Below are 22,427 nucleotides of genomic sequence, written 5' to 3' on the forward strand. Positions count from 1 at the left end.
CAATAGCTTCCATTGTAGGTAAATGCTCCGAAATCAAATAAGAGGGTCATTCCTCTCACAAGCTAGGTGGCAAATACTGCAGATTGGGTTCCGCTATACGACGAAGTTTTTCATGGGGGTGTTAACAGATGACTCTTGTCTGTGACCCAAGGGGGAGCGATGTTGCGAGGTGGTGTCCGTGCGTGCATAAAGATCCGATGCCAGCTAAAGCATCGGACTTTTGTTGTGTCGAAAGAGAACAAGCAGGAGCACGTGGCTAATGGGCTTGAATGTTTACTATCAGATGCCGATACCACCCAGAGTCACCACAATGTTACGCAGTACTCCGGCAATACCTGGATGGTCTAGCTCGAAGCGTCCGACCGCCTGGTTCAGATCCTCGGTAATACTGGGCGGCTGAGTAGCGGGTTCCAATTGGAGCTGCACTTCAAATTTTGCAATCAATGCTATTAGTGAGTCACGTTTTTCCTGGGGTAGCTCTGGATGCTTCTCCAGTTGCTCGCGCAAGATATTGACCTGTTCTTGTAGCTGTTCGCGGGCAGGCATGGTGTTCTTCCTTCTATCAATAGGCACTGGCATAGACCACGGCACGCCGAGAAAGGTCTACGGGATGACCTGTAGATTAATCCACTGGCAGCAACTGTGCATGATCTTGATCAGGGCTTCTCGCCTTTGAGCCGGCGCAGGCTGATGTCTGCCAGGCACGTGCCCAAGTCACCCAGATGATCGATCACCGAGTGCACGCCCAGCCCGTACAGCGCGACGGTGGCCTTGGCACGTTTGTGTTCGCGGGCCTGTTCGCTCAGTGCCTGCCATTGGGACGGAGAGAGCCCGCACAATGATCCGCAGGACGCCAGCCCAATCGTCCAGAGTCCGGCGTTGAGCCCCGCTTGCAGCAGTCGCGGCTCGCCACTGACCAGCACGCAGCCATCCAGGCGTTCGATGTTGAGGTCCATCAGGGCTTGCCAGCAGGCATGGGGTGCAGGCCAGGGCGTGGTGGCGGGGCGGGTACCCTGGAGCCACTGCGGCAGGGCTGCGGCCAGGGGTGTCGTGACGGCCGGCGGCAACTCATCCAGCCAGGCACAGGGGGTGCCTTGATCATTGAGCCATTGCAGAATTTTCAGGGCGCCAGGGGTGGCCAGGGTTTCGCTCGCGGGTACGGAGTCGGCATGGGCCATGGAACCGAAGTCCACCAGGCAACCACTGAGGCCAAACAACACGGCGGTCAAGGAGGGGGCGTTGTCTGCAACGATCTGGGGGTGAGGCATTTCGACGTCCCTGAAAATAGCTGTGACGCTATCGGAGGTCCGTGACAGGCAGATGACACCTGATGAGATTGTGGGAAAATTGTACATTTTCTGAATGACAATTCCTTCAAGCTGCCTAATCTTACACTTACGTCATATACTGGCGGCCTTATTCAGGGCATAGCGCCCGTGACAGATCAATCAAGGAGTTCAAGCTATGCGCTGGAGCCAGTGTCTTGCTCAACTATCCGTGTGTGCCAGCGTCCTGCTGGTGCCTTTCGCCGCCCAGGCTGCGGAAGAGGATCCGTGGGAAAGCATCAACCGCCCGATTTTTACCTTCAACGACACCGTTGATACCTACGCACTCAAGCCATTGGCCCAGGGTTACCAGTTCATCACCCCGCAATTTGTCGAAGACGGTATCCACAACTTCTTCCGCAATATCGGCGATGTAGGCAACCTGGCCAACAACGTGCTGCAGCTCAAGCCCCATCAGGCCGGTGTCGATACTGCGCGCCTGCTGGTCAACACCACGTTTGGTGTGTTGGGCTTTATTGACGTGGGCACCAAAATGGGGCTGCAGCGCAGTGATGAAGACTTCGGCCAGACCCTCGGCTACTGGGGCGTGGGCAGCGGTCCCTACGTGATGCTGCCGCTGCTGGGCCCAAGCACCCTGCGTGATGCGCCGTCCAAGTACGTCGACAGCTACACCGAACCGTACCGCTATATGAACGACATTCCATCGCGCAACAGCGCCTTTGGCCTGGATATCATCGATACCCGCGCCAGCCTGCTGTCGGCGGAAAAGCTGATCAACGGTGACAAATACACCTTTATCCGCAATGCCTACCTGCAGAACCGCGAGTTCAAGGTAAAAGACGGCAATGTGGTGGATGACTTTTAAGGCACATGCCTTGAATGAAAAAGGCGGCCTTCGGGGCCGCCTTTTTTGTGTGCATTGATTTCAGTACATCTTGAGAATTTTCAGGCCCAGGTGCTGATCGTCGCCTTCTTTGCGGGCCCATACCACCTCAGTGTCGGCTTCCAGGCCTTTGAGCGCGGCGTGCTCTGAGTCGATGCGCACCTTCAGTTGGTCACCCACATTGAATGGGTGCTGCGCCTGAACCTGCATTCCAGAGCTGGAGAGGTCCAGGCAGACCCCGGCAATCTCTTGCCCGGCATGGATCAACGACACGCCAGCATCCACACGCATGCGGATGAAATCGCGCTTTTCTGCATAGTCACGTTCATTTGCGCTCATAGGTTTCATCCGTCCATTGCGTTGTGGTTTTGCCTGTTCTTATAACTCCCGGTGATTTGCGATGTAAAGACGCCCAGCGACCATCGGCATGAGCTTGAAACCCCTGACGGATGGGAGTACCGTCTGCGCCTTAGAAGGGCACCTCTGCTTTACCTTTGTGCGTCGGTTAAAAGCGCATGTTTTGTAGGACAGAGAGGCTAGAAAGCGAATCCAGTAGTGCGAGCCGGGCCATTGCCTGACTGCCTACGCCAACCTAATTCTGGCGCCGTTTGCCCACATGCAGAAAACCAGTGCCACGCTGCTGATAATCGATGACGACGAAGTAGTGCGCGCGAGTCTCGCGGCCTATTTGGAAGACAGTGGCTTCAGCGTCCTGCAGGCCGGCAATGGTCTTCAGGGTCTCCAGGTGTTCGAGCGCGACCAGCCCGACCTGGTGATCTGCGACCTGCGCATGCCCCAGATGGGCGGCCTTGAGCTGATCCGCCAGGTGACCGAGCTTGCCCCGCAGACACCCGTGATTGTCGTGTCCGGTGCCGGGGTGATGAACGACGCTGTGGAAGCCTTGCGCCTGGGCGCCGCCGATTACCTGATCAAGCCCCTGGAAGACCTGGCCGTATTGGAGCACTCGGTGCGCCGTGCGCTGGATCGTGCCCGCCTGCTGCTGGAGAACCAGCGCTACCGCGAGAAGCTCGAAACCGCCAACCGTGAACTCGAAGCGAGCCTCAATCTGCTCCAGGAAGACCAGAACGCCGGTCGCCAGGTGCAGATGAACATGCTGCCGGTGAGTCCGTGGAGCATCGACGAGTTCCAGTTCGCCCACCAGATCATCCCGTCACTGTACCTGTCGGGTGATTTTGTCGACTATTTCCGTGTGGATGAGCGCCGGGTCGCGTTTTATCTGGCCGACGTCTCCGGACACGGTGCTTCCTCCGCTTTTGTCACCGTGTTGTTGAAGTTCATGACCACACGGTTGTTGTTCGAATCCAAGCGAAATGGCACCTTGCCAGAGTTCACCCCCTCGCAAGTGCTGGGCCACATCAACCGGGGCCTGATCAGCTGCAAGCTGGGCAAGCACGTGACGATGGTGGGCGGCGTGATTGATGAAGAAACCGGTCTTTTGACCTACAGCATTGGCGGTCACCTGCCATTGCCGGTTTTATACACTCCAGACAGTGTGCGTTACCTGGAAGGGCGTGGTCTGCCGGTTGGCTTGTTCAATGAAGCCACCTATGAAGACCACATCCTGGAACTGCCGCCGGCCTTCAGCCTGACGCTGATGTCCGACGGCATCCTGGACCTTCTTCCAGAGCCTACACTCAAGGAGAAAGAAGCCGCCTTACCCCAACGGGTCAGGTCGGCGGGCGGCAGCCTGGATGGTCTGCGGCAGGTTTTTGGATTGGCCACGCTAGGGGAGATGCCGGATGATATCGCCCTATTGGTGTTGAGCAGGAATCTTTGATGAGTACCGGAAGAATCCAATTCGCCGAACAAGAAGGGACCTTCGTCCTGAAATTTGTCGGTGAAGTGCGCCTGACCTTGTGTTCGGCGCTGGATGCAACGATTGAGCGGATTTTCACAGCCTTGAACTTCTCGGCGATCGTGATCGATCTGACCGAAACCCGCAGCATCGATAGCACCACCCTTGGGCTGTTGGCTAAGCTGTCCATTCTGTCTCGGCAGAAGGTCGGACTGCTGCCGACCGTCGTCACCACCCACGAAGACATCACTCGGCTCTTGCAGTCGATGGGTTTCGATCAAGTGTTCAACATCGTTGACCGCCCGATCCCGTGCCCGGAATGCCTGACCGACTTGCCATCCCAGGACCAGTCCGAGGAAGTGGTACGACTCAAGGTGCTGGAGGCGCACAAGATCCTGATGGGCTTGAACGAATCCAACCGCGAAGCGTTCCACGACCTGGTCAACGCTCTGGAGCGCCACTAACCTCACGGTTGGAGCACGGTCAAAATGTGGGAGCTGGCTGCCTGCGATAGCGCCAGCCCAACCAACACATACTGAACGGGTACAAAAAAGGGCGGCATCCTAACGGATACCGCCCTTTTTACCGCGCCCGCTTTTTACAGCTTGGCGCTCAACAACGCCTCCAGTTTTTCCTGGTCACGAGCAAACTGACGAATGCCCTCAGCCAGCTTCTCAGTGGCCATGGCATCCTCGTTGGACTCCCAACGGAATTGCGCCTCGGTCATGTGCACACGGGCTTCACCGGCATGGCCTGGGGCCAACTTGCGCGCAAGCTTGCCATTGTCGGCTGCCAGCTTCTCCAGCAAATCCGGACTGATGGTCAAGCGATCGCAACCGGCCAGCTCTTCGATCTGGCTCAGGTTGCGGAAGCTCGCGCCCATCACCACAGTCTTGTAGCCATTGGCCTTGTAGTAGTTGTAGATGCGCGTTACTGACTGCACGCCTGGGTCATCGGCCCCGGTGTAGTCGTTGCCATTGGCCTTTTTGTACCAGTCGTAGATACGACCCACGAACGGCGAAATCAGGAACACCCCGGCTTCAGCACAGGCCACGGCCTGGGCGAAGGAAAACAACAGAGTCAGGTTGGTCTGAATACCTTCCTTTTCCAACTGCTCGGCGGCACGAATGCCTTCCCAGGTGGACGCGATCTTGATCAGCACGCGGTCGCGGCCAATGCCAGCGTCTTCGTACAGGCCGATCAGGCGATGTGCGCGCTTGAGTACCGCGTCAGTGTCGAACGACAGGCGGGCATCCACCTCGGTGGAAATACGCCCTGGCACCACTTTAAGGATCTCTTGCCCGACGGCCACCGCAAAACGGTCACTGGCCAGGCCCACATCACCGTTGCAATCCTGTACGCAGGCATCCAGCAGCTTGGCGTAGGCTGGAATTGACGCCGCCTTGAGCAAGAGGGACGGGTTGGTAGTGGCATCCTGCGGCTTGACGCGAGCGATAGCTTCAAAGTCGCCGGTATCGGCCACTACAGTCGTGAATTGCTTGAGTTGTTCCAGCTTGGAAGTCATGGGCGTGCTCTATCCTATGGGTCTGATGACATTACCCGAGGGTCGATAGCCGCTCAAGGGCGCAAATGCATTCGATCGTTTGCGAGGGCAACAACCTGAAAACAGTCGTTTGAATGACCATACACTTGCACCTATCCTCCGCCATCGCAGGCAAGCAAGCTCTCACATTTTTGACCTCCATAGATCAAGTGAATGTCATTCTGCTTTTGTTGAAAGTCTCTGATCGCTCATGAGCTGACGGAATACCCCCATACCTATTGGTCGATTGCATCGCAGCCGGCACTCACGCTTATCTATACCCACGCGAAGACTTCAAGGCGGGCGGCCAGCAGCAGGATGCGCGGTGCCCGCTTTCTAACAATGGCCTGCAAAGGCAATAAAAATAGTCTGTCTGGGGAAGCGCACGAGATGAAATACCCATTGCGTCCTTTGGTCTTCTGGCCAACCTTTCTGATTCTGCTGGTGGCGGTGATCGCCAGCTACGTTGACCTCAAGGCATTCCTCGCCGTGAGCAAGCAACTCAATACGGTGATCCTGCAAAACTTTTCCTGGCTGTTCAGCGCCGGTTCCTTTGCCATGGTGGTACTGACCGCGATCGTCTATTTTTCGCCCCTGGGCAAGGTGCGCATCGGCGGAGAGGGCGCCACGCCCCTGTTGAGCAAATGGCGTTGGTTCATGGTTGCACTGTGTACCACCCTGGCGGTGGGCGTGTTGTTCTGGACCACGGCTGAACCGCTCTACCATGTGTATTCACCGCCCAGCAGCCTGCCGATCGAGGCGGGCAGCGCGGCGGCCAAGAGTTTTGCCCTGTCGACGATGTTCCTGCACTGGACGATCACCCCTTACGCGATTTACCTGGTGCCCTCCCTGGTCTTTGCTCTGGTGTTCTACAACCTGCGCAGCCATTTCTCGATTGGCGCTATGTTGCAACCCTTGCTCGGCGCCGCGCGGGTCAAGCGGTATGCCGGGCTGATCGACACCCTGGCAATGTTCGCCCTGGTGGCGGGCATGGCCTCGTCCCTGGGCACCGGCGCGCTGACCTTGTCCGGCGGCCTGAGCCAATACATCGGCGGCGAAACCACGCCGTTGCGCCTGGCGCTGATCATCGCGGTGATAGTCATCACTTTCGTGGCCTCGGCTGCCAGCGGCCTGCAACGCGGCATCGTCATGCTGTCGTCGTTCAACACCTGGATCATGCTGGCCCTGGGCGGGTTTGTATTGCTGTGCGGGCCGACCCTGTACATGTTCAGCCTGGGCGTCGAGTCCCTGGGGGTCTACCTCGATACCTTCTTCAGCCGCAGCCTGTTCACCGGCGCTGCCAGTGGCGACAGCTGGCCGCAGAGTTGGACGGTGTTCTACTGGTCGGTGTGGTTCGCCTGGGCCCCGGTCAGTGCGCTGTTTCTCGGCAAGATCGGCCGGGGCTACACGGTGCGCGAATTTATCCATATCAACATGCTGTACCCGGCGTTGTTCACCGCGCTGTGGATCTGCATCTTTTCCGGCAGCAGCCTGTACTTCGATGCCCTGGGCGACGGCAGCTTGAACCGCGTGCTCAACGAACAAGGCGTGGAGCATGTGTTGTACCAGATGTTCCAGCAGTTGCCGGCCAGCGGCTTGATGATCGCGTTCCTGTTGTTTGTCGCGTTCATCTCGTTCGTCACCGCCGCCGACTCCAGCACCGACGTGATCGCCAACCTGTGCAGCAAGGGGGTTACCGCTGATTCGGACCTGGACGGCAACCCGCTTTTGAAGATCGTCTGGGGCGTGATCATCGGCACGGTGTCCTGGGTCATGGTGGCCTTTGTCGGTATCGACGGGGTGAAGATGCTCTCCAACCTCGGCGGCTTGCCGGGAATGATCCTGGTGCTGCTGGCCAGCACGTCGTTGATTTACTGGTTGAAGAACCCGGCGCTGCTGGAGGTAAAGGCAGTGGCACCGACGATTGAGCCTGGCTTGCGTGATGCCAGCCCCGTGGCGGATTTTGCCCGCTGACTTGCCTGTTTGTTGCTGGAGTTACCGATGGAAATCGTCACCGAATTTGCCTACACAGTCCGTGAAATAGAACATTGCCTGATCCCCATGAGCGACGGCACGCAACTGGCGGCTCGCATCTGGCTGCCTGAAACCGCCAGCGCGCAGGCCTTCCCGGCGATCCTCGAATACCTGCCCTATCGCAAGCGCGATGGCACGGCGGTGCGCGATGCGCTGACCCATCCGTGGATGGCGGGGCAGGGCTATGTGTGCGTGCGCGTTGATATGCGCGGCAACGGCGAATCCGAGGGCTTGATGGCCGACGAATACCTGTTGCAGGAACAGAACGACGCCCTCGAAGTGATCGAGTGGTTGTGCCAGCAACCCTGGTGCGACGGCAACCTGGGGATGATGGGCATCTCCTGGGGGGGGTTCAACAGCCTGCAAGTCGCGGCGCGCCAGCCCGAGGCGTTGAAGGCGATCATCACCCTGTGCTCCACCGATGACCGCTTTGCCGATGACATCCATTACAAGGGCGGCAACCTGCTGCTGGAGAACTTCGGCTGGGCCGCAACCATGCTCAACTTCAGTGCGGCGGCGCCGGACCCGCAACTGGTCGGCGATGCCTGGAAAACCCTGTGGCAACAACGCCTGGACGCCATGCCGCTGCTGGCCGAAACCTGGTTGCAGCACCAGACCCGCGATGCCTACTGGCGTCACGGCTCGGTCTGCGAGGACTACTCGGCGATCAAGGCGGCGGTGTACGCCGTGGGCGGTTGGGGCGACGCCTACAAGAATGCGGTGCCGCGCCTGATGCAGCATCTGCCAGGCCCGAAGAAAGCCATGATCGGCCCCTGGATCCACAAGTACCCGCATTTCGCCGTGCCCAACCCGGCCATTGGTTTCCTGCAGGAGGCCAAGCGCTGGTGGGACCATTGGCTCAAAGGTATCGAAAACGGGGTAATGGACGACGCAGCCTGCACCTTTTACCTACAGGATGTGTTGGCGCCCAAGGGCAGTTATGCCGAGCGGCCGGGCATTTGGGTGCAGACGTCGGGTTGGCCCGATTCCCAGGTCCAATGGGCCGACTACAGCCTCGACGACCGTGGCCTCACGCCCGGCCTGCAGCCACTGGGCAGCGCACGCAGCATCTGTTCGCCACTGACCACTGGCCTGCACCAGGGCGAATACTGCGCCATCTGGTTCGGCCCCGACGGCCCGACCGATCAGCGTCGCGACGATGCGCAATCGCTGTGTTTCGACTCCCAGCCACTGGCCGAACCCCTGGCGCTGCTGGGCGATGTGCGTTTGCAACTGCGCCTGGCCAGCGATACCACCTGCGGGCAACTGGTGGCGCGACTGAATGCCGTGGCGCCCGACGGCCAGGTCACGCAGATCACCTACGGCGTGCTTAACCTTACCTTGCGTGAAGATGCCTCGCGTCTGACACCACCCGTGCCAGGCGAACCCATGGACGTGCAGTTGAGCCTGGATCACATCGGCACGCGGGTGCCGGCCGGCCATCGTCTGCGCCTGGCCCTCAGCACCGCGAGTTTTCCGTTGCTGTGGCCCAGCCGTGAGCTGACCACCCTGACCGTGCTACCCGCCCTGCAACGTGTGCAATTGCCGATCTTCAGTGGTGCGGCGGTGCCATGCCCATTCGGCACTCCGCAGGCGGCTGCCCCGGCGGCACTGCAGATTCTGCGGGCGGCCGCACCCAAGCGCACGTTGATCGAGGATGTGGGCAGTGGCGAAGTCTGCGTGAAAATCGAGGACGACCTGGGCGCTGTGCGCTTCACCGAGCACGGCCTGGCGGTGGACCAGCGCTGCACCGAGCTCTATCGCACCTTGCCCTGGGACCCGTTGTCGACCCGGGCCGATATCCAGTGGCACTACCGCGTCGAGCGCGGGCCGTGGTCGGTGGAAGTCGACAGCCGCCTACAGGTGCATGCCGACGCCCAGTGGTTCTACGTCGAGGCCCAACAGCACGCGCGGGAAAACGGGGCACAGGTCCATCACCGAACCTGGAACAAACGTGTCGCGCGGGTCGCGTTGTGAGCGGGCAAATGGCAGGATACCTGCTTGTCTGATCAAGCACGGGGCCCTGCATGTCGCGCCGAAACGTCGATCTTCCACCGCTCAATTGTTTACAGACGTTTGAAGCGGCCGCCCGTCATTTGAGTTTCACCCAGGCGGCCCATGAGCTGAACCTGACCCAAAGCGCGGTGAGCCGTCAGATCAAACGCCTGGAGGAAGACCTGGCGCGGCCGCTGTTTTATCGGCTGGCCTTGGGCCTGAGCCTGACACCGGCCGGCGTGCGTTACTTTCGCACCATCCAGCGGCTGCTGCGCGAGCTTGATCGCGAGTCGGCGGAGCTGCGTCGGCGTGGCGCCGATCGCCAACTGACCCTGGCCAGCACGCCGACTATCAGTTCCATCTGGCTTGCTGCGCTGCTGCCGGCCTTCCAGCGTGAGCACCCGGACCTGGATATCCGCATCTTGTGCAGTGAAAGCCCAAGCCACCTGGATGTCAGTGAATATGACCTGGGCCTGTTCTATCACCTGGATGAACTGCCGCCGCCCCTCGGCCTGGAACTGACCCCGGTATTTGCCAGCGAACAGGTCATTGCCGTGTGCAGTCCTGGTTACATTGAGCGTCACGGCACGATCCGCGACGCCCAACACCTGCTGCACAGTCACACCTTGTTGATCGTCGAAGACCACTATCACGACTGGCTGACCTGGGCCGACTGGTTCGCCGATATCGGTGCGCAATACCACACGCCCCGTCATGCCTTGCGCACCAACAGCTATCAGTTGCTGATGCAATCGGCGGTGATGGGGCACGGTGTGGCCCTGGGCTGGAAGTGCTTGCTGGAGGGTGAACTGGCGGCTGGCCGCCTGCAACTGGCCTTGCCCCATCACATGCACAGCCGTGGCCGTCTGCAACTGATGCAGCCACAGCACCGCAACCCGCCCTCGGCGGCGCGCAGCTTTCAGCAATGGTTGCTGGCCAATCCTGTGGGAGCGGGCTTGCCCGCGATGGTCGTTAACGATAACCCAGGGTGACTGACACCCTGATCGTCATCGAGCTCCTACAGGGTTTAGTCAGGGAGTGTTACGGCCATGCCGATAATCACTCACCGCCTCATACACCGCCTTGCGCAACCGGTTGATCCCACCAATCGGTCGGTGTTCCTCCACGCCAAACCACGGGTTGAACGACTGGTTGTCACAGGCCAGGTTCAGCGCAGGGGTGTCGAAATCCTGCGCCGGAATGCGAATTTTCGCCACGCTCTCGTAGGGCGCGTCGCTTTCCTTCCATTCGATACTGGTGTCTTCGATAGGCATGTATTTCTGTGGGTTCTGGCGCTGGATCTGCAACACAAAACAGGCGTCGATACGGTCGGTGGACAACTGCTGGTTCAAGGCGCTGCGCAAGAAGTTCGGCAAGTCCTGGTTCTGTTTCGGCAGGCTGTATGGCGGGCAGCTTTGCGGGTCAGGCGCAACGCGGAACTTGGCGTTGGCCGCACCAAACTTGTAGGGCGATACTGAAAAATACGTCGCCTCTGTCGGGCTGGCCGGCGCCGGCGCCAGCGTTGCGAGGGCGATAAACAGATGTCGCACCTGCCAGCTGCGTGGGTCGAAGCTGGGGAAAAACGCCATGGCTTTCTGGCCATTGGCCTGGGCCCCGATGTTTTGCGCGTACTCCGCCACGTCGCTGACGAAAAAGTTGGGGTGGCTGAACATCACAAAGTCCTGCTCGGCACGCGCCTGCTGATCGGCCAGCAGTTGCTTGCCCGGCACGTCCAGCAGTTTGATCGCCATGCCGCGGGCGTCGCGGATGCTGTCGAACTGTGGATAAGCGTTGCCGTTGGACAGGCGCATCAGCGCCTGCCAGGTCTTGCCCGGTTCAGCGAACACGCCCTGGCGCAACGCCGGGTCGAGGCCCGGCAGTACGCTGACTTCGGCCTTCACGCAGCCGTGGGCCTTGGCATGCGCGTCACGCAGGTAGCGGGTGCCTTCGCGATGCTGGTCGACGATGCGCACCGCCGTCTGAATGATGCCTTGAGTCATGGCGGCTTCGCCGGGCGGGATCTGTTCCTCTACAGGCACCGGGCCGCTGTGGTGCCAGGCAAACCACAGGGTGGCCGCCAGCCAGCCGAGCAAGCCCAGGCCCACCAGCCATAACAGTGTCTTGCCGAGAAATGCGCCGAGGCGCAGCCACAGTCGAGCGAGCATGGAGCGATCCTTGTATCGAAAGGGGGAAGTCATGGCAGTTGCTGCTCCAGCGGGCCGCCCAGTACTTTCAGGTATTCGAGCAGCGCCCAGCGTTCCTCAGGCTCCAGGCCCCGGCCAATCACCCCGTTGCCACGCTTGCCTGCGCGAAATTCGTGGCCGCTGTTGTGGTTGCCGGTGATATTCGTATCGAACAGGAAGGCGTTTTTAAAGGCCTCGGTGCGATAACCCAAGTGACGTGGGTCGTAATCGAAGGTGCCTTTATAGAAAGTACGGCTGCGCTCGTACTGCGGTGAAAGCAACTGGTAGAGCGTGGGCACCGAGCCATTGTGCAGGAACGGCGGCGTGGCCCACACGCCGGCCAGTGGGCGGGCCTTGTAGGCCCACAGTTCGCGCACGCCGATGGGCAGGCCGTAGCCGTCCAGGCGCGGGCGTTCTGCCGGGGTGATGCCGGCGGCGCGGTAGGCGTGTTCTTCGACAAATGCGGTGACATAAGCCAGGCCCTTGGCCACAGACAGGCTGCGCAGGTCCAGCGGTTCGGTCGGTGTCGGGTGCAACTCGACATTCAACTGCGCCAACTCGGCCGGGTCCCATTGCAGGGCGCTGAGGTCATAGCGCTGGTTGGCAATATTGCTGGCGGTGCCGGGGTCGGTGCCGATGTAGTCCACGGGCAGCATTTTCAGTTGTTGCACCGGGCGCCCGTTGACCAGGGTTACGCTGGGTACGTGGCAGCCGGCGCAGTTTTCGGTAAACAGCGCGCGGCCCCTGGCGGCCAGGGGTTTGTCCACGGCCCCGAACAACGCTTCAGGCCAGGTCGGTGGTTTGAGCCGTTGCAGGGTTTCTTCGATCAGGTTCAAGTCACGCACCCGCACACTGGAGGGGTAGCGCGCCTCGCCCTTGAGCGGCTGGCCGGCGCTGTCGAAGAAGTCCAGGGTCGCGCCCACGCCTAACGCCTCGCCGATATTACGCGCCATGGGTTGCTGGGCCGAGCCATTCCATTGCACCCAGTCGAAGGTCCACATGTCCCACAACTGCGGGTAGTCCACCGGTGCGTTGGCGATACGGTAGTTGTCCGGCGAAATGGCATCACCAAAGCTGGCGTTGGCGATACGACCGAAGGCGTCGGTGCGCCCCGGGCCTTCTTCGGTGGGGTAGAGGCCACGGTGGGTATCGTTCCAGGCCACCTTGAGGAAGGTGTCCAGGGACTTTTTGAAGTCCTGGCGCAACTGATCGTACTGGGCGTCGTATTGATCCCCCAGCACGTTGTGGGCAAAACGCCTGAACTTCAGCGGGTTGTAATAGGTGGCGGTAAGGCTGGCCACTAGGGCCTGGCCGAAGCTGCCACCGCGCAGGGTCGGCACGCTGGAGGGCAGCACGTGTTGCGCAGCGCCCCCGTCGATGCGCAGCGCCTGGCCATTGAAGCGCAACTCGCCGGTGTGGCAGGCGGCGCAGGTGATATCGAGAAACTCCGCGTTGCTGCCGGCATTCTTGTGCCGGGCGAAGCCAGCGGGCAGGTTGCCGGGGTTCTGGGGTGTGGCCTGTTGCCGCGGCTCTACCAGGAAACCGAACCGCGCAAGGTAAGCCGGTTCGGCAAAGCGCTGCTCGGAAAACGGCAGCTCCAGCGCCGTGAACCAGTCATAGCGCAAGCCCTTGACCTGGGTGCCCTGGGGCGTGAAGTAGTAGACCTGGCGGTCGGCGGTGGTCCATTGGTCCTGGTAGTGCACCTGGTCCACCGGCACGTAATCCGGCAGCTTCGGGTTGAGCACGTAATAGAGCACCACGGCCAGCGCCAGTCCCATAAGTGACAGGATCAGGAGTAAAACACGGGAAAAAATGCGCAAGATAACTATCCTTGTCGAGTTGTTGCGTCCTTATGCCACCGAGCGAGGCAGGCGGCAAGTAGCCATGATCGGTCTGCACCGGTGGTTTTCGGCTGGCCTGCTGTCCTTCGTCGGACTTTGACGCAGATGAAAATGCTTTTAAACACGTGAACTTATCAGAAGTTTCCTGCTCACATGCCGGTAGCCATTGGTCGTGGCCGCCTGATAAGCTCGCGACTTTATTCGAATGCCCTTTTGGCGCATGAACAAGGAAATAGCATGAAACAGCATCGGTTGGCGGCGGCGGTGGCCCTGGTTAGCCTGGTACTTGCGGGTTGTGATTCGCAAACCAGCGTAGAGCTGAAAACCCCGGCGCAGAAAGCTTCCTACGGTATCGGCCTGAACATGGGCAAAAGCCTGGCTCAGGAAGGTATGGATGACCTGGACTCCAAGGCAGTTGCCCAAGGCATCGAAGATGCCGTTGGCAAGAAAGAACAGAAGCTGAAGGACGAAGAACTGGTTGAAGCGTTTTCCGCACTGCAAAAGCGTGCCGAAGAACGCATGACCAAGATGAGCGAAGAGTCGGCAGCCGCCGGCAAGAAATACCTCGAAGACAACGCCAAGAAAGACGGCGTGGTCACCACTGCTTCCGGTCTGCAATACAAGATCGTGAAGAAGGCCGAAGGCGCCCAGCCCAAGCCGACCGACGTAGTGACTGTGCACTACACCGGCAAGCTGACCAACGGCACCACCTTTGACAGCTCCGTGGATCGCGGCAGCCCGATTGACCTGCCGGTCAGCGGCGTGATCCCGGGTTGGGTCGAAGGCCTGCAACTGATGCACGTGGGCGAGAAGGTCGAGTTGTACATCCCGTCCGACCTGGCCTACGGCGCCCAGAGCCCGAGCCCGGCGATTCCAGCCAACTCCGTACTGGTCTTTGACCTGGAGCTGCTGGCAATCAAGGACCCGGCCAAGGCCGAGGCTCCTGAGGCACCTGCTGCCAAGTAAGCAGCAGTTGAACATCCAACGCCCCGTTTATACGGGGCGTTGTTGTTTCTGGGCCGGGGCTCGACAGCTCCCACAGTTGACCGTGGTTGTGGAGGGGCGTGGGTTAAATCCGAACGAATCCCTGCGACTTAGAGCAGTCTGATGCTATACCTCGGCACGGGTAGCCGCAGATGTACCCCAAGTCAATGAAATCTTGGGATTTTTTTATGTGCGCAAAAAACGCCCGATCTGACTGTAGGCCTTGTACTACGTGGCTTTCAGCCGCGAAAATGGCCTCTGTTCACAAGGTTATCCACAAGTTGTGTGGATAACCTTTTCTCTCGCCTGGAACTGGAGTGACGATGAAAGCACCCTGGAATTTCACCCGCTTCCTACCGTTGGCCGCACGGCTAATCGGGCGTGGACGCCTGCCGACCTTGTTGTTCGCGGTTGCCGCCAAAGGCTCAAGCCAGGGTAACCGCTTGGGCAAGCTCAAGGACGACCTCAAGCTGCTCCAGGCGCTGTGCCTGGCCTACTGGCGTGGCGAGTACCGGGCGATCAGCCCCAAGGCGCTGATATCGGTGGTAGCGGGGCTGATGTACTTCCTCAGCCCGATTGATGCGATCCCGGACTTTTTGCCCATGTTCGGCATGCTCGATGACATCGCGGTACTGGCCTGGGTCATGAAGTCCCTGGACGGGGAGTTGAGTGCCTTCCGCGCCTGGCGTGAACGCCAACGCCCGGAGAAGCTGGTGGTGGTCGAGCGCTTGCCCGCCACACCGCAGCTTCTGGAGCAGGAAAACCCGAAAAAAAACTGAAGGCGCGGATTATCCCCCTGCGCTCTTTGCGGCTGTTAGGATTACACTCCTAAGGAAAGTACTTACTTCGTAAGTGTTGTGATCCTACGGGGCAGTCATGGATATACAGATCATTTCACGGGATGGCGAACCCGAATATGCGGTTCTGCCATGGGCTCAGTACCAGGTGCTGTTAACAGCCGCCGGCCTGCAGCAACCAAGCACTCCTGCTGCACAGACCCCTCCCGTCGCGACCGCGACGGATCTACGCCCCCTGGCGCACTTGCGCAACCTGCGCGAAGCCAAGGGCCTGGCCATTGAGGCATTGGCCCGCACCGTGGGCATCAGCCCGTCCTACCTGGGCTTGATTGAAAGTGGTGAACGCCAGCCGGATGCCGCGATCCGTCGCAGCCTGGCCTGGGAGTTGGGGATTGCCGGTTGGAGGGATGAAACGTGAGTGTGCGCATCAGCCGTCAACATTGGGATGGGTTGCTCAACGAACTTGACCAGGCCCGTCGCCAACGCCATCTTTTGACTTATCGTGCATTGCTTGAGCGCCTGCAGTTTCCGACGCCGGCGATGCAAACCCTGACCGCGGCCCTGGAACACCTGGCCGCCCTGGATGCCAAGGCCGAGCAACCGCTACGCAGTTCCCTGGTGATCAGCCAGGGCGCGAGCCGGTTGCCGCGTACCGGTTTTTTTGAATGTGTCGAACGCCTTGGGCGTTTCTGTGGACCTTCCGATGGTGTCGCCGCAGCATCCTGGCATGCCTCGGAAGTGGTCCGAGTGTTCGAGTACGAATATCCTGAATCAGCGGAGGCCTGAGTGTTCTGGAAACTCAAAGCGTATGCCAGCTATTGGCTGGCACGCCGGTTGTTTCATTGGTCATGGTTTGTGCGTCAGCCCCGTGGCTGGCACTGGCTGGAGGGCCAGTTCGCACGCATGGCCAACCTGGGCAATGTCGATGCACAAAGTTTTTATGGGCATATCCTGACCTTTCGTGGCCAAGGGTTGGGCGCGCGGGAAGAAGGCGTGCGCTTGCTGCGCCTGGCGGGGCAGGCAGGCGATGGCAAGGCGGCCTATCAAGTCGGTGTGCTGAGCCTGGCAGGCAGCCTGGGCAAGGCCCCGGACCCGGCTGAAGCCGCGCGCTGGTGGACCATCGCCGCCAAGGCCGGGCATCCGCTGGCGCAGATACGCCTGGAGCAGTTGTAGGCGTCGGCAAGCCTGCGAAAAACGCCGGGTGCCTGGTGCTCCGTGTTGCTCTCTGGTTTTTCGCTGGCAAGCCAGCTCCTACAGGCGTTCGCGGCTGTCGATCACGTGGATGCTGTAGCCGGCCACGTTCTTGGCGTGATGCTTGGCCTGCGAGGCCAATTCGGCCAGTTGACTGGCATCCAGGTGGCCACAGCTCAATGGATGCAGATGCACCACGCCAATGGACAGCGACAGCAGGGCGAATTCCTGACGCAGGCCTTGGCGATTCAGGGCGATAAAACAGCCGGCCTCCAAATGCTCACTGCGGTAGAAGCGCCGGCACTGGGTCTGGAAATCATCCACCAACTGGTTGAGCCGCTTGCGCCAATCCTGGGCGCCGAGCACCAGCAAAAAGTCATCGCCACCAATATGCCCGACAAAGTCGCGGCTGGGGTCCACCCGGTCGTTGAGGCATTGTGCCAGGCACAGCAGCACTTCATCGCCACGCCCATAGCCGTAGATATCGTTGAACGGCTTGAAACTGTCGATATCCACATAACAAATCACTGACTCGCGCTGCTGCTGCAACAGCCGCGTCAGGCACTGCTGGATTGGCACGTTGCCCGGTAGCAGGGTCAGCGGGTTGGCGTAGCGCGCCTGTTGGATTTTCAGCTCGGTAATCAACTTGAGCACGTCGATCACTCGGCCCAACCCCAGGTAGTTGCCGTTCTGGGTGATGATGAAATCTTCTTCGATCCGTTGCCGCGCCCGGCTGGTCAGCAGGCGGCTGACCTGTTGCAACGACTGGCTCAGCTCCACGGCCAGGAAGTCATCGCTCATCAAGCGGCTGATGGGCTTGCGCGCAAACAGGTCGGTGGCAAACGGCTTGAGCAGCGCATCTGACAACGAGTGCCGATGCACGATACCGATGGGCTGGCCAAGCTCGTCCAGCACTGCCAGGGAGTTGAGGTTGGCCTGGCGGCGAAAGGCTTCCAGCACATTGGCGGTAGGCGTGTGCTGGGCCACGGCGGGTTGTTCGTTGAGCAGGGCGCTGAGGTCGCTGGCTTCTTCGTTGAGCGAGACGCTGGTGCTGTCGGGCCTGGCCAGCATCAACCGCGCTTCCTGGGGCGGATGCTCCTGGGGACGACACAGCAGGTAGCCCTGGATCAGGTCCACACCCATTTCCGTCAGTACTGCCAATTCCTCCTGCAACTCGATACCTTCGGCAATCACCTGCGCGCGGGAGGCCCTGGCGATTTGCAGGATCGAGCCGACAAACTCACGCTTGAGCGCATCCTGGTGGATCCCGTCGATAAAGTGTCGGTCGATCTTCACATAGTCCGGACGCAACTCAGACCACAGCCGCAGGCTCGAATAACCGGCGCCCAAGTCATCCAGGGCAATCGAAAACCCCATGTTGCGATAGTGATGCAGGGCGGTTTGCAGCAGTTGGAAGTCGTCGGTCGGGGATTGTTCGGTGAGTTCGATCACCACCTGGCTGGGCGCGATGCCGAAGTCGCGCAGCATGTGCAAGGTGCGCCCTGGTTGGTGGGTGGTCTCCAGCAACGATTCCGGTGAGACGTTGAGAAACAGCTTGCCCGGCAACTGTTGCTCGCTGAAGCGCCGACATGCGCTTTGCCGGCACGCCATCTCCAACTCATTGAGAAGCCCGCCCTGGCGTGCGACCGAAAACAGCGCCAGGGGCGAGTGCAACGGGCTGTTGGACGGGCCGCGGCTCAGGGCTTCATAGCCGAGGATGCGACGTTCGGAGAGGCAAATGATCGGTTGGAACAGACTGTGCAAACTGCCTTGAGCCAGGATGGAGCCCAGGGCATTCAGCTGTTCGGTCATGGTCATGATGATCTCGGTCGAAAAAAAAGGACCGGGTGCCTGGGGCGCCCGGTCCTTCATTTCACGACAGAATGATGTCTATTTGATGACGCTCCGTGGAGCGCTCACATTAAATTGCCATCACTTACTGCTTGGCCACCGTCTTGCTGATTTTCAGGTAGTCCAGCAGAATCCGCCCGGTTTCGCTCAGGTAGGCATCATCTTCCGGCTTGGTCTTTTCAGGTTCGGTCGGCAGCGCGTCTTCGTCTTCTTTCTTCAGCTCCTTGAGGGCTTCTTCACCCTTGGCCTTGCGTCGGATGTTCTCCAGGGCCAGTTGCTGATTTTCGATGTCGGTGTGCTGCGCACGACGGTCCACTTCATTGAGGCTGACGGTCTTCTCGGCCATCAGCTTCTTGGCCAGGGCCAGCTTGTCGCGGATAAACACGAACTCGGCATCCTTGGCGGAGCGGGCGTCATGTTCGGTCTTGAGCTGGGCCAGGTACGGCTTGAAGGGGTCCGAGGCAGGCTTGATGGCCGGGCGGATGGTGTCCCACGGCATGGCTTCGGGCAGGGCGCTTTCGCCGATTTCCTTGGTGTCGATGATCGACGGGAAATCAATGTCCGGCAGCACGCCCTGATGTTGGGTGCTCTGCCCGGAAACCCGGTAGAACTTGGCCAACGTCAGCTTGAGCTCGCCATGGTTGAGCGGCTGGATAGTCTGCACCGTGCCTTTGCCGAAGGTCTGGCCACCGATGATCAATGCGCGGTGGTAATCCTGCATCGCCCCGGCAAAAATCTCCGAGGCCGAAGCCGAGAGGCGGTTGACCAGCAACGCCATCGGCCCTTTGTAGAAGGCCCCCGGGTTTTCGTCTTCCAGCACATCTACGCGGCCATCGGCGTTGCGCACCAACACGGTCGGACCCTTGTCGATAAACAGGCTGGTCAGCTCGGTGGCTTCCTGCAAGGAACCGCCACCGTTGTTGCGCAGGTCGATGACCACACCGTCAACTTTCTCTTTGGAAAGCTCGGTGAGGATTTTCTTCACGTCGCGAGTGGTGCTCTTGTAGTCCGGATCGCCAGCACGGAAGGCCTTGAAGTCCAGGTAGAAGGCCGGGATTTCAATGATGCCCAGCTTGTAGTCCTTGCCATCCTGCTTGAGGTTGAGGACTTTCTTCTGCACGGCCTGGTCTTCGAGCTTCACCGCTTCGCGGGTGATCGACACCACCTTGCTGGTCTGGTCGTTCGGCGCATTGGTGTGCGGAATCACTTCCAGGCGCACCACGCTGCCTTTCGGCCCACGGATCAGCTTGACCACTTCGTCCAGGCGCCAGCCGACTACGTCGACCATTTCTTTGTCAGCCTGGGCCACGCCGATGATCTTGTCGGCCGGAGCAACCTGCTTGGTCTTGTCCGCCGGGCCTGCCGGCACCAGGCGCACGATCTTGACCTGATCGTTGTCGCTCTGCAGCACGGCACCGATGCCTTCGAGGGACAGACTCATGTTGATATCAAAATTTTCCGCGTTATCTGGCGACAGATAATTGGTGTGCGGATCGTAGGACATCGCGAAGGTGTTGATATAGGCCTGGAAGATATCTTCGGCGCGGGTCTGCTCCAGGCGGCTCAATTGATTCTTGTAGCGCTTGGTCAGCAGTTCCTGGATCGCCTTGGGCTCTTTGCCGGCGATCTTCAGGCGCAGGACTTCATCCTTGACGCGCTTGCGCCACAGGTCATCCAGGGCGGCGGTGCTGGTCAGCCAAGGGGCGTCCTTGCGATCCACCAGCAGGGTTTCCTTCTGGGTGAAGTCGAGCTTGTCGACGCCTTTGTTCAGCTCACCCAGAGCGAAGTCCAGACGCGCTTTGACACGGTCCAGGTAACGCTTGTAGATGGTGAAGCCAGGCTGCAGGTCGCCGCTCTTGAGCAGGTCGTCGAACTGGGTCTTCCACTTGTCGAACTCAGCGATATCGCTGGCCAGGAAGTAGCTGCGCGAGGGATCCAGCAGCTTGAGGTAGCTGTCATAGATGATCACCGAACGTGCATCGTCCAGCGGCGGCTTGCTGTAATGGTGGCGCTTGAGCAACTCAACGACGTTAAGGCTGGCAATCACCTCGTCGCGATCGGGCTGAAGCTTGTCCCAGCTGTTGGCTGCGAACGTATTGGTCGACAGCGGCAACAGGCCGAGACCAATGAAAAGAGCGAGGGCGGTGCTGGGGAACAAATGCTTCATGCTGATTCGACGCGGGGGCAATTGATAACGCATATTAGGCCGTCTTTGAAGTCGCCGGTTCCATTTGGGCCGGTCGCATAATGCAAAAAGCCCGGCGCTACAGCAACGGGCTCAGTCCAGACTCACTATGGAGGCACTGTGAAAGCATTGCAAGGCGTTGAAGGTCATGTGGAGTGGGTTGAGACCCCAAGTCCTACATGTGATGTAGGCCAAGTTCGTATTCGTGTGGCGGCAGCCGGCTTGAATCGGGCCGACTTATTACAGCGTGCAGGGCTCTATCCGCCACCGCCAGGGGCTAGCGAAGTGCTGGGCCTGGAGTGTTCCGGGGTCATCAGCGAAGTCGGTGCCGGCTCGGCCTGGCAAGTGGGAGACCGGGTCTGTGCGCTGCTGGCGGGCGGTGGCATGGCCGAAGAAGTGGTGGTGGATGCACGCCACGTACTGCCGGTGCCGGAGGGATTGTCCCTGGCCGAGGCGGCGGCGTTGCCGGAGGTGTACAGCACGGCCTGGCTCAACCTGTTCCAGTTGGCGGCGCTCAAGCCCGGTGAAAAGGTGCTGTTGCACGCGGGCGCCAGTGGTGTCGGCTCGGCAGCGATCCAACTGTGCAAGGCGTTTGGCAGCCCGTGCTGGGTCAGCGTCGGCTCGGCGGATCGCCTGGCCTATTGCGAAGCCCTCGGCGCCCAGGGCGGCGTGGTACGTACCGACGGTATCGAGGCCTTGCGCGATTTCGGCCCGTTCGACGTGATTCTCGACCCGGTGGGCGGCAATTACGCCGCGATCAACCTCAAGCTACTGGCCCGCGATGGGCGCTGGGTGTTGATCGGTCTGATGGGCGGGCGCGAGGCCCAACTGGACCTGGCGCAGGTGCTGGCAAAACGCGTGCAAGTGCTGGGCTCGACCTTGCGTAGCCGTGATGAGCAGTTCAAGGCCGATTTGTTCAGTGATCTGAGTCAGCATGTATGGCCGTTGTTTGGCGAAGGGCGGTTGAGCCCGCAGTTGGCCAAGACCTTTGCGATCACGGATGCCGAGGCTGCGTTTGCGGAGCTGGCGACCAACCAGATTTCCGGGAAGTTGGTGCTGGTGATCGACGCAAGCCTGGCTTAAATGCCAATGCCGAATTGAAACCGGGTCAAAAAAATGTGGGAGCGGGCAAGCCCGCTCCCACATTTTGATTGGGTTTCAATTCAGGAAAAGGGGTGTCAGGTCCACTGGTGGATCGGCCAGCCGGCCTGTTCGGCATGGGCCCGCAGCACCGGATCCGGATTCACCACCTGGGGAAAGTCCACTTTGCTCAACAGCGGCAAGTCATTGCGCGAATCCGAATAGAAGTACGCGCCTTCCAGGCTTTCACCTTCCTGCTCCAGCCATTGCATCAGCCGGGTGATCTTGCCTTCACGGTAGGTCAGTACACCGACTGTCTTGCCGCTGTACACCCCATGCGCCACGTCCAGTTCAATCCCCAGCACTTCCTCGATGCCAATGCGTGCTGCAATCGGCTTGACCAGATGAGTGCCCGAGGCCGAGATCACCAGGATCCGGTCACCGTTCTGGCGGTGGCGGGCGATGGTCTTGGTGGCGTCGCTGTAGATCAGCGGCTCGATAATATCTTCCACCCAGGGCTCTACCAGATGTGCGACTTCTTCCGGGGTACGCCCGATCATCGGTTCCAGGCTGAAGTCCATGAACTCTTCCATGGCCAACTCTCCGCGGCTGTAGGCGGACATCAGTTCATGGTTCTTGCGCATGAACGATTCACGGTCCACCCAGCCCAGGCGGCCCATCTGTTCGCTCCACAAGGTGGCGCAGTCGCCGTGGATCAGGGTGTCGTCCAGATCAAAAATTACCAAAGCCATCAGTCA

At 60.0% G+C, this 22,427-nt stretch carries 21 protein-coding genes; 12 read left to right on the forward strand and 9 right to left on the reverse strand.

The window, feature by feature from the left end:
• Nucleotides 1–279 precede the first annotated feature (279 nt).
• Nucleotides 280–546, reverse strand: coding sequence for a DUF4404 family protein (locus FJD34_RS08065; protein WP_032863291.1), 267 nt, complete (start codon nt 544–546; stop codon nt 280–282).
• A gap of 110 nt (nt 547–656) precedes the next feature.
• A complete protein-coding gene (locus FJD34_RS08070) occupies nt 657–1,268 on the reverse strand; it encodes a phosphatase (RefSeq protein ID WP_090291646.1) in 612 nt (203 codons plus the stop codon).
• Nucleotides 1,269–1,464: 196 nt separating this feature from the next.
• Between FJD34_RS08070 and FJD34_RS08075 the strand changes: the two genes are divergently transcribed.
• Complete coding sequence (locus tag FJD34_RS08075) at nt 1,465–2,151, forward strand: MlaA family lipoprotein (protein ID WP_032863289.1); 687 nt, start codon at nt 1,465–1,467, stop codon at nt 2,149–2,151.
• A gap of 60 nt (nt 2,152–2,211) precedes the next feature.
• Here the strand turns inward: FJD34_RS08075 and FJD34_RS08080 are convergent, their stop codons facing one another.
• A complete protein-coding gene (locus tag FJD34_RS08080; protein ID WP_032863288.1) occupies nt 2,212–2,508 on the reverse strand; it encodes a PilZ domain-containing protein in 297 nt (98 codons plus the stop codon).
• A gap of 277 nt (nt 2,509–2,785) precedes the next feature.
• On the opposite strand from FJD34_RS08080, the gene rssB reads away from it, so the two are divergent.
• On the forward strand, nt 2,786–3,967 hold the full coding sequence (gene rssB / locus FJD34_RS08085; RefSeq protein WP_032863287.1) for a two-component system response regulator RssB: 1,182 nt from the start codon (nt 2,786–2,788) through the stop codon (nt 3,965–3,967).
• Complete coding sequence (gene rssC, locus FJD34_RS08090; RefSeq protein WP_032863286.1) at nt 3,967–4,449, forward strand: anti-sigma factor antagonist RssC; 483 nt, start codon at nt 3,967–3,969, stop codon at nt 4,447–4,449. The genes rssB and rssC overlap by 1 nt, the downstream gene beginning before the upstream one ends.
• A 134-nt stretch (nt 4,450–4,583) precedes the next feature.
• Here the strand turns inward: rssC and tal are convergent, their stop codons facing one another.
• A complete protein-coding gene (gene tal, locus FJD34_RS08095; RefSeq protein ID WP_032863284.1) occupies nt 4,584–5,510 on the reverse strand; it encodes a transaldolase in 927 nt (308 codons plus the stop codon).
• 408 nt (nt 5,511–5,918) lie between these two features.
• On the opposite strand from tal, the gene FJD34_RS08100 reads away from it, so the two are divergent.
• From FJD34_RS08100 to FJD34_RS08110, 3 genes are read left to right on the forward strand one after another with little or no spacing between them, the layout of a single operon-like run.
• Nucleotides 5,919–7,502, forward strand: coding sequence for a BCCT family transporter (locus FJD34_RS08100; protein ID WP_032863443.1), 1,584 nt, complete (start codon nt 5,919–5,921; stop codon nt 7,500–7,502).
• 27 nt (nt 7,503–7,529) lie between these two features.
• Nucleotides 7,530–9,539: a CocE/NonD family hydrolase gene (locus FJD34_RS08105; RefSeq protein ID WP_090291644.1), complete on the forward strand. Its 2,010-nt coding sequence runs from the start codon at nt 7,530–7,532 to the stop codon at nt 9,537–9,539.
• 50 nt (nt 9,540–9,589) lie between these two features.
• A complete protein-coding gene (locus FJD34_RS08110) occupies nt 9,590–10,549 on the forward strand; it encodes a LysR substrate-binding domain-containing protein (RefSeq protein ID WP_065942371.1) in 960 nt (319 codons plus the stop codon).
• A gap of 39 nt (nt 10,550–10,588) precedes the next feature.
• Here the strand turns inward: FJD34_RS08110 and FJD34_RS08115 are convergent, their stop codons facing one another.
• On the reverse strand, nt 10,589–11,722 hold the full coding sequence (locus FJD34_RS08115) for a catalase family protein (protein ID WP_032863280.1): 1,134 nt from the start codon (nt 11,720–11,722) through the stop codon (nt 10,589–10,591).
• Nucleotides 11,723–11,751: 29 nt separating this feature from the next.
• Entirely contained in the window at nt 11,752–13,560 is a 1,809-nt protein-coding gene (locus FJD34_RS08120; protein ID WP_090291642.1) for a di-heme-cytochrome C peroxidase, read from the reverse strand.
• Nucleotides 13,561–13,818: 258 nt separating this feature from the next.
• Between FJD34_RS08120 and FJD34_RS08125 the strand changes: the two genes are divergently transcribed.
• The 5 genes from FJD34_RS08125 (at nt 13,819) to FJD34_RS08145 (ending at nt 16,535) form a co-directional block, all read left to right on the forward strand.
• A complete protein-coding gene (locus tag FJD34_RS08125; protein WP_032863277.1) occupies nt 13,819–14,547 on the forward strand; it encodes an FKBP-type peptidyl-prolyl cis-trans isomerase in 729 nt (242 codons plus the stop codon).
• A 341-nt stretch (nt 14,548–14,888) separates the two neighbouring features.
• On the forward strand, nt 14,889–15,344 hold the full coding sequence (locus tag FJD34_RS08130) for a YkvA family protein (RefSeq protein ID WP_032863275.1): 456 nt from the start codon (nt 14,889–14,891) through the stop codon (nt 15,342–15,344).
• 97 nt (nt 15,345–15,441) lie between these two features.
• Nucleotides 15,442–15,780, forward strand: a complete 339-nt coding sequence (locus FJD34_RS08135) for a helix-turn-helix domain-containing protein (protein WP_032863274.1) — start codon at nt 15,442–15,444, stop codon at nt 15,778–15,780.
• Nucleotides 15,777–16,148 (forward strand): hypothetical protein, encoded by a 372-nt coding sequence (locus FJD34_RS08140; RefSeq protein ID WP_029292807.1) that lies wholly within the window; start codon nt 15,777–15,779, stop codon nt 16,146–16,148. The genes FJD34_RS08135 and FJD34_RS08140 overlap by 4 nt, the downstream gene beginning before the upstream one ends.
• Complete coding sequence (locus FJD34_RS08145; RefSeq protein WP_032863273.1) at nt 16,149–16,535, forward strand: tetratricopeptide repeat protein; 387 nt, start codon at nt 16,149–16,151, stop codon at nt 16,533–16,535. It abuts the gene before it with no gap.
• Nucleotides 16,536–16,613: 78 nt separating this feature from the next.
• Here FJD34_RS08145 and FJD34_RS08150 read toward each other — a convergent pair whose 3' ends face one another.
• Complete coding sequence (locus FJD34_RS08150) at nt 16,614–18,371, reverse strand: bifunctional diguanylate cyclase/phosphodiesterase (protein WP_275656681.1); 1,758 nt, start codon at nt 18,369–18,371, stop codon at nt 16,614–16,616.
• Nucleotides 18,372–18,489: 118 nt separating this feature from the next.
• Nucleotides 18,490–20,571, reverse strand: coding sequence for a carboxy terminal-processing peptidase (locus FJD34_RS08155; RefSeq protein ID WP_174553288.1), 2,082 nt, complete (start codon nt 20,569–20,571; stop codon nt 18,490–18,492).
• 138 nt (nt 20,572–20,709) lie between these two features.
• Between FJD34_RS08155 and FJD34_RS08160 the strand changes: the two genes are divergently transcribed.
• Complete coding sequence (locus FJD34_RS08160; protein ID WP_032863270.1) at nt 20,710–21,672, forward strand: zinc-binding dehydrogenase; 963 nt, start codon at nt 20,710–20,712, stop codon at nt 21,670–21,672.
• 95 nt (nt 21,673–21,767) lie between these two features.
• Here the strand turns inward: FJD34_RS08160 and FJD34_RS08165 are convergent, their stop codons facing one another.
• Complete coding sequence (locus FJD34_RS08165) at nt 21,768–22,421, reverse strand: HAD family hydrolase (protein ID WP_032863269.1); 654 nt, start codon at nt 22,419–22,421, stop codon at nt 21,768–21,770.
• Nucleotides 22,422–22,427 lie beyond the last annotated feature (6 nt).

The organism is Pseudomonas brenneri, from assembly GCF_007858285.1.
In the GTDB taxonomy this organism is placed as follows: domain Bacteria; phylum Pseudomonadota; class Gammaproteobacteria; order Pseudomonadales; family Pseudomonadaceae; genus Aquipseudomonas; species Aquipseudomonas brenneri.